General features: G+C 48.6%; 13 protein-coding genes. 5 read left to right on the top strand and 8 right to left on the bottom strand.

All coding sequences use genetic code 11. From position 1 onward, the window contains the following. Nucleotides 1-61: 61 nt before the first annotated feature. From EKM92_RS13845 to EKM92_RS10660, 4 genes are all read right to left on the bottom strand, one after another. Nucleotides 62-1,405 carry a CHAP domain-containing protein gene (locus tag EKM92_RS13845; RefSeq protein WP_275937826.1) on the bottom strand — a complete coding sequence of 448 codons (1,344 nt, stop codon included), beginning with the start codon at nt 1,403-1,405 and terminating at the stop codon, nt 62-64. Nucleotides 1,406-1,650: 245 nt separating this feature from the next. Further along, nucleotides 1,651-2,019 carry a DUF1634 domain-containing protein gene (locus EKM92_RS10670; protein WP_125710627.1) on the bottom strand — a complete coding sequence of 123 codons (369 nt, stop codon included), beginning with the start codon at nt 2,017-2,019 and terminating at the stop codon, nt 1,651-1,653. Further along, the gene (locus EKM92_RS10665) at nt 2,019-2,864 is read right to left on the bottom strand and encodes a sulfite exporter TauE/SafE family protein (protein ID WP_125710625.1); all 846 of its coding nucleotides are present in this window, start codon (nt 2,862-2,864) and stop codon (nt 2,019-2,021) included. Before EKM92_RS10665 ends, EKM92_RS10670 begins: the two co-directional genes overlap by 1 nt. Continuing rightward, entirely contained in the window at nt 2,861-3,472 is a 612-nt protein-coding gene (locus EKM92_RS10660; RefSeq protein ID WP_125710623.1) for a hypothetical protein, read from the bottom strand. Before EKM92_RS10660 ends, EKM92_RS10665 begins: the two co-directional genes overlap by 4 nt. Before the next feature lie 137 nt (nt 3,473-3,609). On the opposite strand from EKM92_RS10660, the gene EKM92_RS10655 reads away from it, so the two are divergent. Genes EKM92_RS10655 through EKM92_RS10645 form a run of 3 tightly spaced genes read left to right on the top strand, consistent with a single transcriptional unit; the run spans nt 3,610 to nt 7,465 of the window. Then, complete coding sequence (locus EKM92_RS10655) at nt 3,610-5,979, top strand: ATP-dependent DNA helicase (protein WP_125710621.1); 2,370 nt, start codon at nt 3,610-3,612, stop codon at nt 5,977-5,979. Next, a complete protein-coding gene (locus tag EKM92_RS10650) occupies nt 5,976-6,647 on the top strand; it encodes a hypothetical protein (RefSeq protein WP_125710619.1) in 672 nt (223 codons plus the stop codon). Before EKM92_RS10655 ends, EKM92_RS10650 begins: the two co-directional genes overlap by 4 nt. Continuing rightward, nucleotides 6,644-7,465, top strand: a complete 822-nt coding sequence (locus EKM92_RS10645) for a sce7725 family protein (RefSeq protein ID WP_125710617.1) — start codon at nt 6,644-6,646, stop codon at nt 7,463-7,465. Before EKM92_RS10650 ends, EKM92_RS10645 begins: the two co-directional genes overlap by 4 nt. A gap of 133 nt (nt 7,466-7,598) precedes the next feature. Here the strand turns inward: EKM92_RS10645 and EKM92_RS10640 are convergent, their stop codons facing one another. The 4 genes from EKM92_RS10640 to deoC all read right to left on the bottom strand — a co-directional run bounded on the left by EKM92_RS10640 (nt 7,599) and on the right by deoC (nt 11,899). After that, entirely contained in the window at nt 7,599-9,158 is a 1,560-nt protein-coding gene (locus EKM92_RS10640; protein WP_125710615.1) for a C40 family peptidase, read from the bottom strand. A gap of 176 nt (nt 9,159-9,334) precedes the next feature. Continuing rightward, entirely contained in the window at nt 9,335-10,042 is a 708-nt protein-coding gene (gene deoD, locus EKM92_RS10635; protein WP_125710613.1) for a purine-nucleoside phosphorylase, read from the bottom strand. An 11-nt stretch (nt 10,043-10,053) separates the two neighbouring features. Further along, nucleotides 10,054-11,244, bottom strand: coding sequence for a phosphopentomutase (locus EKM92_RS10630; protein ID WP_125710611.1), 1,191 nt, complete (start codon nt 11,242-11,244; stop codon nt 10,054-10,056). Next, entirely contained in the window at nt 11,231-11,899 is a 669-nt protein-coding gene (gene deoC / locus EKM92_RS10625) for a deoxyribose-phosphate aldolase (protein ID WP_125710609.1), read from the bottom strand. The genes EKM92_RS10630 and deoC overlap by 14 nt, the downstream gene beginning before the upstream one ends. Before the next feature lie 121 nt (nt 11,900-12,020). Between deoC and EKM92_RS10620 the strand changes: the two genes are divergently transcribed. Both EKM92_RS10620 and EKM92_RS10615 read left to right on the top strand, forming a co-directional pair. After that, nucleotides 12,021-13,025: an AraC family transcriptional regulator gene (locus EKM92_RS10620; RefSeq protein WP_125710607.1), complete on the top strand. Its 1,005-nt coding sequence runs from the start codon at nt 12,021-12,023 to the stop codon at nt 13,023-13,025. A gap of 189 nt (nt 13,026-13,214) precedes the next feature. Further along, complete coding sequence (locus EKM92_RS10615) at nt 13,215-14,336, top strand: NAD(P)-dependent alcohol dehydrogenase (protein WP_125710605.1); 1,122 nt, start codon at nt 13,215-13,217, stop codon at nt 14,334-14,336. Nucleotides 14,337-14,492: the final 156 nt, after the last annotated feature.

Genomic DNA, 14,492 nt, shown 5'->3' with positions numbered 1-14,492 from the left:
CGATCGCCGTCAAAATAACACCACACAAAAAGCGAGTCGTTGACGACTCGCTTTGGCGTGATTAACGATGAATGTAAGTGAAGTTGCTTGCGCCTGATACCACTTGGGTGTTAGGACCTGCAGGGTTTGTAAAGCCCATGCCGCCTTGTTGCACAGTGATACTGTCACCGTTGACGGCAACAACATAAGCAACGTGACCATAACCAGCAGCGGCAGTCCAGCCACCGAAGTTTTGACCACCGGCAACTACGACGATCGACCCAACACTTGGGGTGTGGTTGACTGTGAAGCCTTCAGCGGCAGCACTAGCGCCCCATTGGCCACCATTGCCCCAGTAGTTGCCAGCCCATGGTGCAACAGACTTCACATACCAAGTGCATTGGCCCCAAGCATAGGTGTTACCTGCAGCGTTCTTTGCAGTTTGCGTGCCGGCGCTAGTGTAAGTGGAACCGGTAGTAGCACTTGATTGTGTCGTCGTGCTTGATGCTGCGGTGCTTTGCGTTGTGGTAGTTGATGCAGTGGTTGCGGTGCTTTGTGCGCTAGTGGTGGCACTAGCAGTCCCGTAATATGGCGTTGCGCCTGCGACCCATTGGTTAGTGCCCACTTGATACCAAGTGTAGCCATCAGCGACAGTGGTGGCAGTGTAGTTGCGGATCGTGCCTGCTGGCAAGCTCCCAGTGATCGTTGCAGCAGTGTTGGCGCTGCTACGTAAGTTAGAAGCCACAGCCGTTTGCACTTTACCAGTAGCAGCAGTAACCGTTGGTGTTGCCGAAGCAGTGGTCGTCGTTGCAGGTGTTGCAGTGGTGGTTGTGCTTGCAGCTGGTGTCGTGGCAGTTGCTGCAGGGGCAGTGGTTTGGGCGTTAGTTGCAGTAGTCGCGGTTGCTGGTTGCGCAGCAGTCGTAGTAGCGGATGCTGTTGCGACCCGTGTTACGCCAACTTCAGTGACGCCGGCACTTGCGACCCAAGCATTTTTACCGACTTTATACCAAGTGTAACCACCAGCTTGCGTGGTTTCAGTAAAGGTCAACTTTTGACCTGGGTAGTAGCCGCCAGCGATCTTGGTGCTAGTTGATGGGCCAACGCGTTTGTTTGAGGCGTCAGTGACGACAACTTGGCCACCGGTAACTTTAGTGCCGGCAGAAGCGACCCACTTGTTTGCCCCAATTTCATACCAAGTGTAACCATTGGCATTGGCAGTTTTATCATAGCTGTAAGTTTCGCCGACTTTTAAGCCACCGATGATGTTGGCGTCAGTGCCTGCTTGTTGACGCAAGTTCGATGAGTAGTCGACGCGTAATTTGCTGTCGGCAGACACCGTGTGCGATTGGCCTTGTTGGGCAACAAGGACCCCGGCGAAGACGGCGGTACTGGTTAATAAAGATGCGGTTAATTTACTGATTTTCACGATATTCCTCCTGGCGTAATACTCGAAAAAAGTTCGCTTTTGATTTAATAAAATCACAAAAGCTTCAACATTTGATAACTAGAGTCTAGCAGGCGAGTTTTACGTGAACGTTACTAAACAGGAACAGTTGGAATACATCCCATTAATTTAATAACAAAGTGTGCATCTATAATGAACAAGCGTCACAGCATTAAAAAACAAAAAAGCGCCTCGCACCTACCGTCAGTAAGCACGAAGCGTTCATTTTAACCTAAGTAGCCGATCACCATGGCGATCACTAAAATGATCAAAACGATCGTGGTGATCCAAGTGTAGAGATGATCTTTTTCTTTGATAAATGCATAGATGGATACCACCACTCGCAACACTGGCGTCAAGATCAATAAAAAGATCCCCAACATCATGATGGCATAAGACTTGAATTGCACGACCCCTTGCAAGATCGTCCCAGGGGCATGTGGATGCACCCCAGTTGGATAGCCTGTCGAGCCGGTGATCAACAAATCTAAGATCCCGACAATGATCACTGCAGCCGCGATCAATACGCCGATCTGCATGATCTTGCCGATGATTTTTTCGATGTCGTCGATTTCTTTTTTCATTTCTGGCGTCATCAGATGGTCACCCCAAATCCTTTCAAAAGCATTTGCAAGCCCATGTAGCCGATCACTGGAATAAAGATCAGCCGCAACACTTTGGTTGGTAAGACTTGCATGATCCGTGTCCCGATGGTCGCCCCCACTAAAATACCGATGGCTAAAGGCGCGGCAATTTGTGGTTGCAAAGCACCGTTAAAGAAGTACACTGTGGCACTAGCTGCGGCAGTGACCCCCATCATCAGGTTTGACGTCGCCGTAGAAGGCTTCAAAGGCATTTGCATGATCGTATCCATGGCAAGGACTTTAAATGCCCCAGAGCCGATACCAAGCAGTCCTGACGCAAGCCCGGCACCAAACATCATCGCAAAGCCGCCTGGGACATTGGTGACTTTATATTCGACTTCTTTGTCGCTAGCTTTATCGTAGTAAGCACCGTTTAACCGCAACTTCTCAGCTGCAGGATCCGGTACCGGGTCGCGTTGGGCGTCTTTTTTTCCGATCATTTTACGGATCATATTATACGTCGAGAAAATCAACAGCGCGCCAAACAAGACATACAACACTTTGCTCGACACTAACCCAGTGACCACTGCCCCTAGCACCGCCCCAACCGTCGTGGCAATTTCCAAAAACATCGCCACTCGCAAGTTTAGCATTTCATCTTTAAGATAGGCGATCGTCGCCCCTGAACTTGTGGCAATGACGGCAATGATCGACGCGGCGATCGCATATTGGATCGGCAAACCGAGGATCAAGGTGATCACAGGCGTGACGATGATGCCACCGCCGAGGCCTAATAATGCCCCTAAAATCCCTGCCGCAAGGCCCACGCCGATAAAAATTAAGGCTTGGGTGATCATGCGTTAGCCTCCTTTTTCACTGCTGGCTTGCGCTTGCGAGTGGTGGTTTTCTTAGCAGTCGTTTTGCGAGTCGTGGTTTTACGTTTAGTCGTCGTTTTCTTCGTCGTGGTTTTGCGAGCAGCAGGTTTCTTTTCCACTGGTGCTGGGGCTGGCCGCAATTGATTTTCAGCAATTTCGTCGAGCTTTTGCATCCCAGCAGCGACAATGGCAGCTTGTTGTGCCGCAGGGTTTGCGGTGTATTGATCTAAAGTCGCGACTTCATCAATGCGTAACCCAGATGCATTGACATGGTCGGCGATCACGATCAGATACAGTTTCAATGGGACTTGTTCTTCAGGTTCTAAGAAATTAATAATTTTTTTGGCATCGGCAAAAGGTAAATTCACGATCCCAGTTTCCAAGCGAATGATCGTGGGTTCGGCGCTAGTGATGGTCAATTGCGCTTGGATCAGCTTTCCTGCGGCAATCGCATCATCCACCGCAGCAAACACTGGGGCTAAGGCAGCATCTAGGCCTTTGGCTGCAGTTTCTGGGGTGACATCTTGATTGAAGGTGGTGTAGTTGCCGTCCATGATGGCATCTTGGAAGGCTTTGGTGTTGATTTCCATTTTCGGGATCCCCTTTTTTCAGAAATTCATGACAAGGCCCACTATAGCGATTTTTCTGACAAGGTTCAACTTTTTTCCAAACTCCTCTATACTAGTAGGGATTAAACTGCCGTCGACATCACCAAGGAGGTGAGCACTTGGCCACCAATCGTATCGGGGTGCGGGAATTCGTGGAATTCACCGTTCGCACTGGGGATCTCAATCCTGTCACGACCAATTCAAATAACACCGCGTTGATCGGGGCCAAGATCCACCGCCGCCTGCAATCAGCGTATGACGATACCTATGAAAAAGAAGTTTATATGAAACACGCTGTCACTGTCAACGATCAAGTGTATGTGATCGATGGTCGCGCTGACGGCGTGCAAACCACTGCTAAAGGCGTCGTCGTCGAAGAAATCAAAACGTCTGCGCGTTCATGGGATCAACTCCCACAAAACACCAAAGATCGCTATTGGGCACAAGCACGTGTTTACGGACACTTTTTATGTCAAGAACGCGAGCTCGACCACATCACCTTAGATCTCGTGTATTATCAAACGTCTAATGATGCGGTGACGCGATTTTCTCAAGTGCAAACTGCTGAAGCCTTGAGCGATGAATTCGATGACTTGCTTGCCGAGTTTGGCGATTGGTTGAAGTTACGTAGCGACATTATCAAAACCCGTGACGCAAGCATTGAAGACCTCGAATTTCCTTTCCCAGCTTATCGTCAAGGCCAACGTGAACTCGCCGCTGCCGCATATAAAACTATCGCAGCATCCACACGTTTATTTGTCGAAGCGCCCACTGGTACTGGGAAGACGATTTCCACCATTTTCCCAACGATCAAAGCCATGGGCGCCGGGTTGATCCAGCGGTGTTTTTATTTAACGGCCAAGCAATCCACTCGCCATGTCGCCGAATCAGCGATGGCATTACTAGAGACTCACGGCTTAGTAGCCAAAAGCATCACCTTGACCGCCAAAGACACCATCACCTTTGACGATGAACCAGACGACCCGACGAAAAACCCTTATATGCTGGGTTATTACGATCGCCTGAAGCCTGCATTAAAAGATATGTTGGCCAATGAAAATGCGATCACCAAAAAAACGATCGAACTTTACGCCCGCAAACACAGCTTGGATCCTTTCGAATTCTCCTTGGATGCCAGTTTATTTTGTGATGTGATCATTTGCGATTATAACTATTTATTTGATCCAGCAGTGTTCTTACAACGCTTTTTTGCTGAACCCGACGACGCGAACTTCTTTTTGATCGATGAAGCCCATAACTTGGTGTCGCGCGCTCGCGATATGTATTCTGCAGAAATCGATGATGCGGCGTTTACGCAATTGAAAGTCGCTTTAGCCCCATTCAAAGGGGCAGGTTTACCTGCCATTAAAGGCAATATCACCAAATTGATCACCGCATTTGATGTGGTGCGGTTGAGTATGGACGGCCAACGCGAAGTCTTTCGCGCAGATCCAGTCGAAGCTTTCGTTGAAGCGCTCGATCGTTTAAGTCAAAGTATTCACGAATGGTTATCTGGTGAGTTGCGGACCGATCAACAAGCCGTCGTCGACTTGTTGTTGCCAGTATACTTTGTGTGTTTAGGATTTTTGCGGATCTACGACTTTTATAATGATTGTTTTGAAACCAAACTCACTGATGATGGTCAAAAACTCACCATTAAAGAAATGTGTTTGGATCCTTCAGAATTTATCAGTGCCAGCCTTGATAAAGGTCGCGGTGCTGTGTTATTTTCCGCAACGCTATCCCCTTTGCCTTATTATCAAGATGTCCTCGGTGGTTCAGAGAATTCACTGGCTTACCGCCTGCCTTCACCATTTGACCCGAAACATCAAGCCGTGATCGTTACCGGCAACATTCAAACCACCTATAAGCAGCGCCAGCAAAGTTTGCCTGAAGTGATCGCCAGCTTAACGGTGATGTGTGGCGCCCAACCAGGCCATTATTTGGTGTTTTTGCCGTCATATGCTTATTTAACGCAAGTCGCAGAAGCTTTTGAAGCAGCGAATCCTGACATGAAAGTGGTCAAACAAGTTGGGACCATGGATGCAGAAGCACGGGCGCAGTTTTTAGATCATTTTCGCGAAGATCCAGAACCGTTGATCGGATTTGCCGTCCTTGGCGGGATCTTTAGTGAAGGCATCGACTTAAAAGGCGCCCAATTGATCGGCGTGGCGATCGTGTCTGTCGGCTTACCAGGGTTAAATTCTGAAACCGACCGTTTGAAAGCTTATTTTGATCGCGTCAATGGCAACGGCTTTGCTTATGCTTATCAACTGCCAGGCTTCAACAATGTGTTGCAAGCAGGTGGCCGGGTGATCCGTGGGACGCATGACCGCGGCGTGATTTTATTGCTGGATGCGAGATTTTGTCGACCGGATTATGCGCAGTTATTTCCACCCCACTGGGCCCATGCCACAGTGAGTTACGGGTTGGAACAACTGGCAGGACAGCTGACAGAATTTTGGGCAACGACAAAGGAAGACTCATGAAAACTGATTTGACCCTTGATTTGGAAAAAACGTTATATGCTTATTGGGAAGAACAAGGCGCCACTGCCGTTGAAGAAGTTACCATGCCTGACAACGCTGGGATCGTGGACACTTTAGTGCGTCAAAACGACGGCATTTGGCGGTGTTTTGAACTGAAAGTGACGAAAGCGGACTTTCACTCCAATGCGAAACTGTCGTTTATCGGGAATTACAATTATTTTGTTTTCCCCGCGACTTTGTATCCCAAACTCAAAGCGGAGATCCCTGAACACATCGGAGTGATGACTTATCGGGCCTTTGATCCAGAAGCCATCGCTGAAAGTTCACAACCGCCGCTAGCGCCTGGTGCATTGACCATTGCCAAGCCTGCGCGCCATCAAGCGTTGCAAGTTGATGAGGCGGCGTTAACCGAGCGTTTTATTGCCAGTTTGGATCGGGAAGTCAACAAAGCCAAGCGCGTTAAGCGTGGACTTGGGGCCTTTTCAAATGAGCAACTGTTGCGGGAATTACGTAAACGCTCGGCAGATTATCAAGTTTATGACCCTGACGCAAACTTGTATGATCAATTTGTCGACAAATTGCACAGTGACACCATCGACGCCTTGCAAGCAGAAGTTGATGCCTTGACAGCAGAATTAGCTGAATTGAAAATGGCGGCAGATCAATGAAATATTACCCCTTGATCCGCGGGCGGCAATATGACTTGCTCGCCCTTAAAACCATGGCCAAAACTTTGAGCCCGAATATTATTCCGGTGATCGAACCGGTCAAAGATATTCCTGCGTTAGTCGGCGTCGTCAAAGCGTTTGAAAAAGCCGACCAGCCATTATTCGTCGTTAAAAATCCGCAAGTTGGCCAATACGGGTTATTATCACACCCCAAACACGTATTACCTGAGCCTTTACCAAAGCCAATAGCGACAGCGCGATATTTTGACGTGTTGCCTGCAGATCTCGTGATCGCCCAAACTTTTGGTCAAGTGCAACTGCTACCACCTGAGCAATTGGCCATGGTGCCTAATACCGCTCGCGTGCGTGCGATGCACCTACCCCAAGCGATTTATTTAGAAGACCATTATCCCACCCGCGGACGAACAGAAGATTATTATCAAGTGCAACGGGAGTTCTATCAATATTCTCGCAGTCAACTGCCTGGCGTCGGCTTTGCTGATTATCCTTTGAGTACACATCATTTTGATGAACATGGGTATCCACAACGCGCGATCGCGATGCATTGGCTATATTGCGAACATGGCCAGCTGTGGGTGCGGCATTTTGTATCGGTCAATAATGACGATTATCAAGATCCTGGCACCAAATTCTTTGAAGCCCGAGCGACGCTTGCGCCGTGGCTTGCGATGCATCCTGATGCACGCACTGACGCTTTAGAGACCATGTTGTCATTAGATCATTTCCCTGGTTTAGGGACAGTGAGAAAATTGGAGTTGAGCCATTGGTTGACGATCATGGGGCGGTATTTAGCTTAACCGCGTGGTTTTTGAGGCAACGGTAACACGACTAGCTACGCTTGAGGCTACTCAGTCACCTAAGTTCGCCTCAAAAACCACTGGGCACAAAAAAAAGCGCCGAACACAATGTTCGACGCTTTTTGATTGGCAATTACAAAACGCGGACCCCGAAGGATGGTGCAAAGTAACTGGAAATCGAAGAAATTTTGACGTTTTCGCCTGGTTGAGGGGCAGCGATGTATTGGCCACCGCCAAGGTAAATCGCCACGTGATAAGTGGCACCACGAGTACCCCAGAACACTAAGTCCCCAACTTGTAAGTTCGCAATGGAAACCACAGTCCCAGAGTATTCTTGGGCACCGGTGTAACCACCGATTTCTTTGTTTGCACCGTTTAAGTAAGCGTAGTGCGTTAAACCAGAGCAATCAAAGCTGTTAGGGCCTTTGCCGCCCCAAACATATGGCTTACCAAGTTGCGCTTTGGCCACGTTGATCACCGCTGCGATCCGAGCAGCACGAGTGCCATTTGCACTTGCAGAAGTCGTTGGCGTCGTAGCTGCTGGTGTTGCCACTTTAGCAGGTGTGGTCGTCTTTGCAGGCGTTGCAGCTGGCGTACTAGTCGTCGCTGTCGCTTGAGGTGCAGGTGTAGTGGTCGTGGCTTTGCTACTGTTAGCGGTGCCTTGAGCGCCGAAGAAGCGAGCTGAAACAAAGTTGCCGTCGCTTAATTGATACCAAGTTTCACCATTTGCAGTGGTGGTCCCAACTGCAGTAACGGTTTGGTTTGGTGCCAAATACTTGCCAGCAGCTTGAGAGTAGCTTGCAGACTTCCATTCAGTAACAACAGAGTCTGTGTAAGTCACTTTCAAAGTTTGCGTTGCGGTGGCAGTCGTGGCACTAGTGGCAGGCGTTGCGGTGCTTTGAGCTGCTGCTGGTGCTTGGGTAGCAGTGGCAGTGGTCGTCGCAGCAGTGGTAGGCGCTGCACTAGTCGTGGATGTTGCGGCAGCAGCAGTCGTGGCAGTGTTTGCCGTATCTTCTGCTGTCGTGCCAGTGGTAGTGTTGGTCGTGTCTGCTGCAGGCGTAGTCGTCGCAGCAGCTGGTGCTGTCGTTGTTGCTGCTTGCGTTGCAGTGGCAGCTGGTTGAGTAGCAGCTACTGCTTGGGCACTACCAGCTTTAGCAGCAAAACGTGCAGGCACATAGCCGCCGTTAGCCAACTTGTACCAAGTTTCACCGTTAGCTTGGACTGTGGATACAGCCGTTGCAGTGGCATCAGTGGTTAAATACTTGCCTGAAGCATCAGAATAGTTGGTGCTGTTCCAAATAGTTACAGCGCCTTCAGTATAAGTGGCTTCAACTTGGAAAGTCCCAGTCGCGGTGGTAGTCGCAGCCGTCTTCACATTCGCTGTGCTAGTGGCTTGTGGCGTTGCGCCATCCACATGGAGGTAGATTTCAGGAATCCACTCGTTTGTGCCGATTTGATACCAAATAGTACCGTTGACGGTTTTTTGGCCGACAATAGCGATGGACTGGTCTTTGACTACGTAACGTTGCACAGTGTTGAAAGCTGGCGTTTGCCAAACTGTGGTCGCACCTTCTGAATAGGTGACGGTACCAGTCGATGCGCTAACAGTATTTGGTGCAGCGACTAATGTGGCAGCACCTGCAACCCCAGCTAAACCTGCAGCGATCGCAAAGGCCTTTTTTGACTCTGTCATCTAGATTCCTCCAATCAAAACTTAAGGACACTTTTAATAGCTTAAATTTTCTTAAATAGATAGTTTCAGAATAGCACCATCACGGGATTTGCACACCCGAATACGTGTTCGCAAATGCTTCACTGGGCATACAAAAAGCCGACAAGTCGGGGCTGGCCACGGTTGTCGGCGTAATATTACAATCCCTTTACAATCGCAAATGCAAGCGCGATCATGTCATCAAAACTCGTTTGTCGTTCGATGGCGGTGGTTTCTTCTCCAGTCACCAAATGATTGGACACTGTTAAAATCGATAACGCTTGCCTTTGATACTTTCGCGCTAGCAGATAAAGCGCTGGCGTTTCCATTTCAGTGGCAAACACGCCATATTTGATCAGCTTGTGGCGATCCATTTCATCATTATAGAAGCGATCTTCCCCAAGGACATTGCCCACTTGCACCGCTAAGCCTTGTGCTTGGGCTTGATGATATGCGGCATCCAGTAATTTGAAGTCAGCCAGCGGGGCAAAATACATCCCCGCACCAAAGGTATTGAGAATGATCGATGAATCAGTGGTCGACCCTTGGGCTAACACCACATCGCGGACATGCACGTCTGGACTCAATCCGCCTGCAGTGCCTACACGGATCAACACTTGCACATCATAATCCACCATCAACTCGGTGGCGTAAATACTCATTGACGGGATCCCCATGCCAGTCGCTTGCACGGATACGCGGACACCTTCAAAGTAACCGGTATAACCAAAAGCGTTGCGGACTGTGTTGTAACATTTGGCATCCGTTAAATAGGTTTCGGCAATATACTTCGCTCGCAGTGGATCGCCTGGCAGTAAAACAATCGGCGCGATCGCAGACTTTGGTGCATCAATATGTGTACTCATGACCTGACCTCCTATTGTAGTTGCGACAGGAATGATTGTCCGAATTCACCAGCAGGGACATTGAAGTTGTCGAGGATCGTGGCCCCAAAATCAGAAAATGGACTGCGAACCCCGAGATCACCTGATTGCTGTAAACTTGGACTATAAGCGATCAACGGTACATATTCGCGAGTATGGTCAGTGCCACGAAAGGCAGGATCATTGCCATGATCGGAAGTGATCAACAACAAATCATCTGGTTTCAACACATGCAACAATTCGCCTAACCGTTGATCAAACGCCATCAACGCTTCGCCGTCTCCTTGGGCATTGCGACGATGACCATACATCGCATCAAAGTCGACTAAGTTCGTGAAAATAAACCCTTTGCGATCAGACTGCGCCACTTGAATGGTTTTGACCATGCCGTCGTCATTAGATACGGTGTGTACGCCGTCATCTAAGCCGATCCCAGAGAAGATATCGTTGATCTTCCCGATTCCATAAGTCGGGACGCCTGCTTGTTGCAAGCGATCTAAGTCCGTCGGCGCCGTCGGTTTCAGGGTGTAGTCATGGCGATCAGAAGTGCGGGTAAAGTTATCTGCCGCATCCCCAACATATGGCCGCGCGATCACCCGACCGATGTGATACTCGTCGATCGTGATACTGCGGGCATATTCACAAATGCGATACAACTCTTCTAATGGAATAACCGCAGTGTTAGCAGCGATTTGCAATACTGAGTCGCCGGAAGTATACACGATCAAGTCGCCAGTTTGCAGTTGTTGCTCGCCATATTTTTTGATCACTTCGGTCCCAGAATATGGGAGATTGACGATCACTTTACGTTTTGAGAAAGCTTCGATTTTTTGAATCAACGCATCTGGGAAACCTGCTGGGAAAAAGCCTAATGGTTGCGTGACTGGCAACCCCATCATTTCCCAGTGGCCATCCATCGAGTCTTTGCCAGCAGAGATCTCAAACATTTTGCCATAGTAACCCTTAGGATCAGGCACTGGACCGGCGCCTAAAATCGGTCGCGGCCGTTGAATATTCCCAAGGCCTAAATGTTGCCAATTCGGCAAACAGAGATCCCCATCAAAATGATCTCCGATATGCCCTAAGGTATCCGCACCGAGATCATGATATTTGGCGGCATCTGGGGCTTCCCCAATGCCGATAGAATCGGTGACGATCGCGATGACCCGGTTAAATTTGCTCATGTTCAGCCTCCTTCAAGATTTCCACGCCTGCACTAGCGCCGATGCGAGTGGCCCCAGCTTCGATCAAAGCCTTGGCTTGGGCTAATGTGTGAATACCACCAGCCGCTTTGACCCCTAAACGGGTACCGACTGCCTGTTTCATCAGCACCACATCATGCACCGTGGCGCCGCCTTTAGCAAAGCCGGTAGAGGTTTTGACAAAATCAGCGTCGGCTTGTTCAGCGAGTTCGCAAGCGCGGACTTTCTGTTGATCAGTCAACGATGCGGCTTCGATGATCACCTTCAACAAACCACCTTTGGCATGAGTGGCACTAGCAACTGCTTGAATGTCGGCTTTGACGTGATCGTCATGACCAAATTTCAATTCACCGATATTCAACACCATGTCGATTTCTTGGGCACCTTCATCAAGTGCGTGATTGGCTTCAGCGACTTTCACAAAAGTGGTATTCGCCCCTAGCGGAAAGCCGATCACCGTACACACTTTGACATCAGAATCGCGCAACGCCGCATGGGCGCGCGGCACCCAATAAGGATTCACGCAGACACTGGCAAAACCATATTCTTTAGCTTGTGAGATAACGGTATCAATTTGCGCTTGCGTGGCATCTGGGGCTAATAACGTATGGTCAATATACTTGGCAAGGCTCAACATGTAATCGCTCCCTTTTGCTGATTTGCCTTAAGCATACCATGAAATGTGTGCTTTTTGAAAAAGATCGCACGACATGTCTGGTCAATGTTATATTAAAGCTATTCTAAGTCGGAGGCGGCACATGGATATCACGGTTTTAAAATCACTGCAAGCCTTAACCTCAGTTGAACGGCAACAACAACACAGCCACATGGTCGCCGACGACATTCCCCCAGCAGCCATCGATACGCTAGCAACTTCCCAAACCCAAATGCCAGTGTTGAATGACTATTTCTTCAATAACAGTAGCGTCAGCATTCGCAAACATAACCGCTTTGCTGACTATCCACTACACACTCATCAATTTTTTGAGATCAACTATATGTTGCGCGGCAGTGCTGATGAAGTCGTCGATGGCCAACCCTTGCACTTAGATCAAGGTGATGTGTTGTTACTTGATATTGGCAGTCAACATGCGATCAAAGCATTAGGCGCTGATGATCTCATGATCAACGTTTTGTTTCGCGACCGCAATTTATCGCTGGACTTGCTGACGCAGCTGCAAGCACAAAAAAGTGTGTTCTACGATTTCTTGTTGAATCACGCCGACACCACCCAACAGCGGCATTTATTATTTCAAGCCAAGCAAACCGCGCAACCGGAAATTCAAACCATTCTTGAAGCGTTGATTTGTGAATATTATCAACAACGCGACTTTGCCGACACCATCATTCAAGCGCAATTGACGATTTTGATCGCGTTATTAGTGCGGCATTATCCGACCACTGCCCAACAATTGTCGCCAAGCGAACTGCTCGCGATGCAAATGCTTGACGAGATCCGCAGCCATTATCAAAAACTGACCCTTAATGACTTGGCTGCCGAATTCGCCTACAACAAAAACTACCTCAGCAACTTATTCACCAAAGTCGTCGGCAAACCATTCTCTGTGGCGTTAACTGAAGAACGCTTGTTGCGCGCTCACGACTTGATTCAAAACACCCAAACGCCGATCACTGAGATCTGCACGGCAGTTGGCATCCGGAATAAAAGCTTTTTCTATCATAAATACGCTGAAAAATACGGCCACGCGCCACGGTTTGACCGCCAAAACGCTGCTAATTCGTCATTCATCGATCAACTGTAGATATGTTCCATTACAGTTGTCAGCAAACTGTTTCGTCTGACGGTAAATCGCGTCATCATCAAGGTAATGACTGTTTCAATATCGTCGATCGTATCGGAACATATGTTGTGATAAATAATGTAAGCGCTTGATTTAATGTGATTTTGTGAAATAATGAACGCTGTAAACCAATTCAGGAGGGATCCACCAATGAAAATCAAAGCAGCGGTTGTTGAAAAGCAAAATGATCCATTTGTGATCAAAGATGATATTGAACTTGCACCTATGGGCCCAGATGATATCCAAGTCCATATGGTCGCCAGTGGTATCTGCCACTCAGACGAAGCCTTGCGGATCGGCGACGCCGTGATCGACTATCCGATTGTTTTAGGCCATGAAGGTTCAGGTATCGTTGAAAAAGTTGGTCCAGAAGTCACCCAATTTCAACCAGGCGACCATGTGGTATTGTCATTTTATGCTTGTGGTCAATGTAAGTCTTGTTTAAAAGGCATTCCAACGCAATGTGAAAACTACGCCCACAACAATTTGTCCGGGATTCGTCCTGATGGCTCCAGCCACTTCACTGAAGATGGCAAACATGTTGCGGATATGTTTGATCAATCGAGTTTCACTTCCACAACAGTTGTCCGCGAACGTAACGCCGTTAAAGTCCCTAAAGAACTCGACTTGCGTAAGCTTGGCCCGCTGGGTTGCGGCTATGTCACTGGCTCTGGTACGGTGTTGAACACTTTGCAACCAAAGCCTGGTGACACCATTGCCGTCTTTGGCACTGGCGCTGTTGGTTTAGCTGCGATGATGGCTGGCAAGATCTCTGGCTGTGTCAAAGTCATCGGCATCGATATCGTCGACTCTCGTTTGGCTTTAGCTAAAGAACTCGGCGCCACTGACACTATCAACTCTAAAGACGTCGATGTCGTTAAAGCTGTTAAAGATCTAACTGGCGGCTACGGTGTTGATTGGGCCGTTGATACCACTGGTGTGACTGCCGTCATGGAAAACTCCATCAAAGTCTTAGCTCAAGGCGGCACCACTGCCACCATCGCCGTTACCCCTAACCACATCGATGTCGACACTTGGAACGACTTGTGTGTCGATGACAAGAAGATCGTCGGTGTCAACATGGGCGACTCCATTCCCCAAATCGATGTTCCTCGCTTGATCCAATTCTATCAAGCTGGTCAATTCGACTTTGATAAAACCGAAAAGTTCTACAAGTTTGATCAAATCAACGAAGCTAACGCCGATTCTCGCTCTGGTAAAACCATCAAGCCAGTGTTGGTCATTGACGAAGATTATGTCCCTGGTAAATAATTTCTGATTAGTAAAAACGAAAAGATCCGTTCGTTCAGCCATTCCTACGTGGCTTTGCGAGCGGATCTTTTTGTTGCGCACAAACAGTCTAACCTTAGTGGTGGATCATGATTCGACGGAATCGTGGTTCACCACTTTTGATTTCTCTGATAAAGT

This window comes from Lacticaseibacillus porcinae, assembly GCF_003946305.1.
Lineage (GTDB): Bacteria > Bacillota > Bacilli > Lactobacillales > Lactobacillaceae > Lacticaseibacillus > Lacticaseibacillus porcinae.
This window is presented reverse-complemented; position numbering and strand designations above follow the sequence as displayed.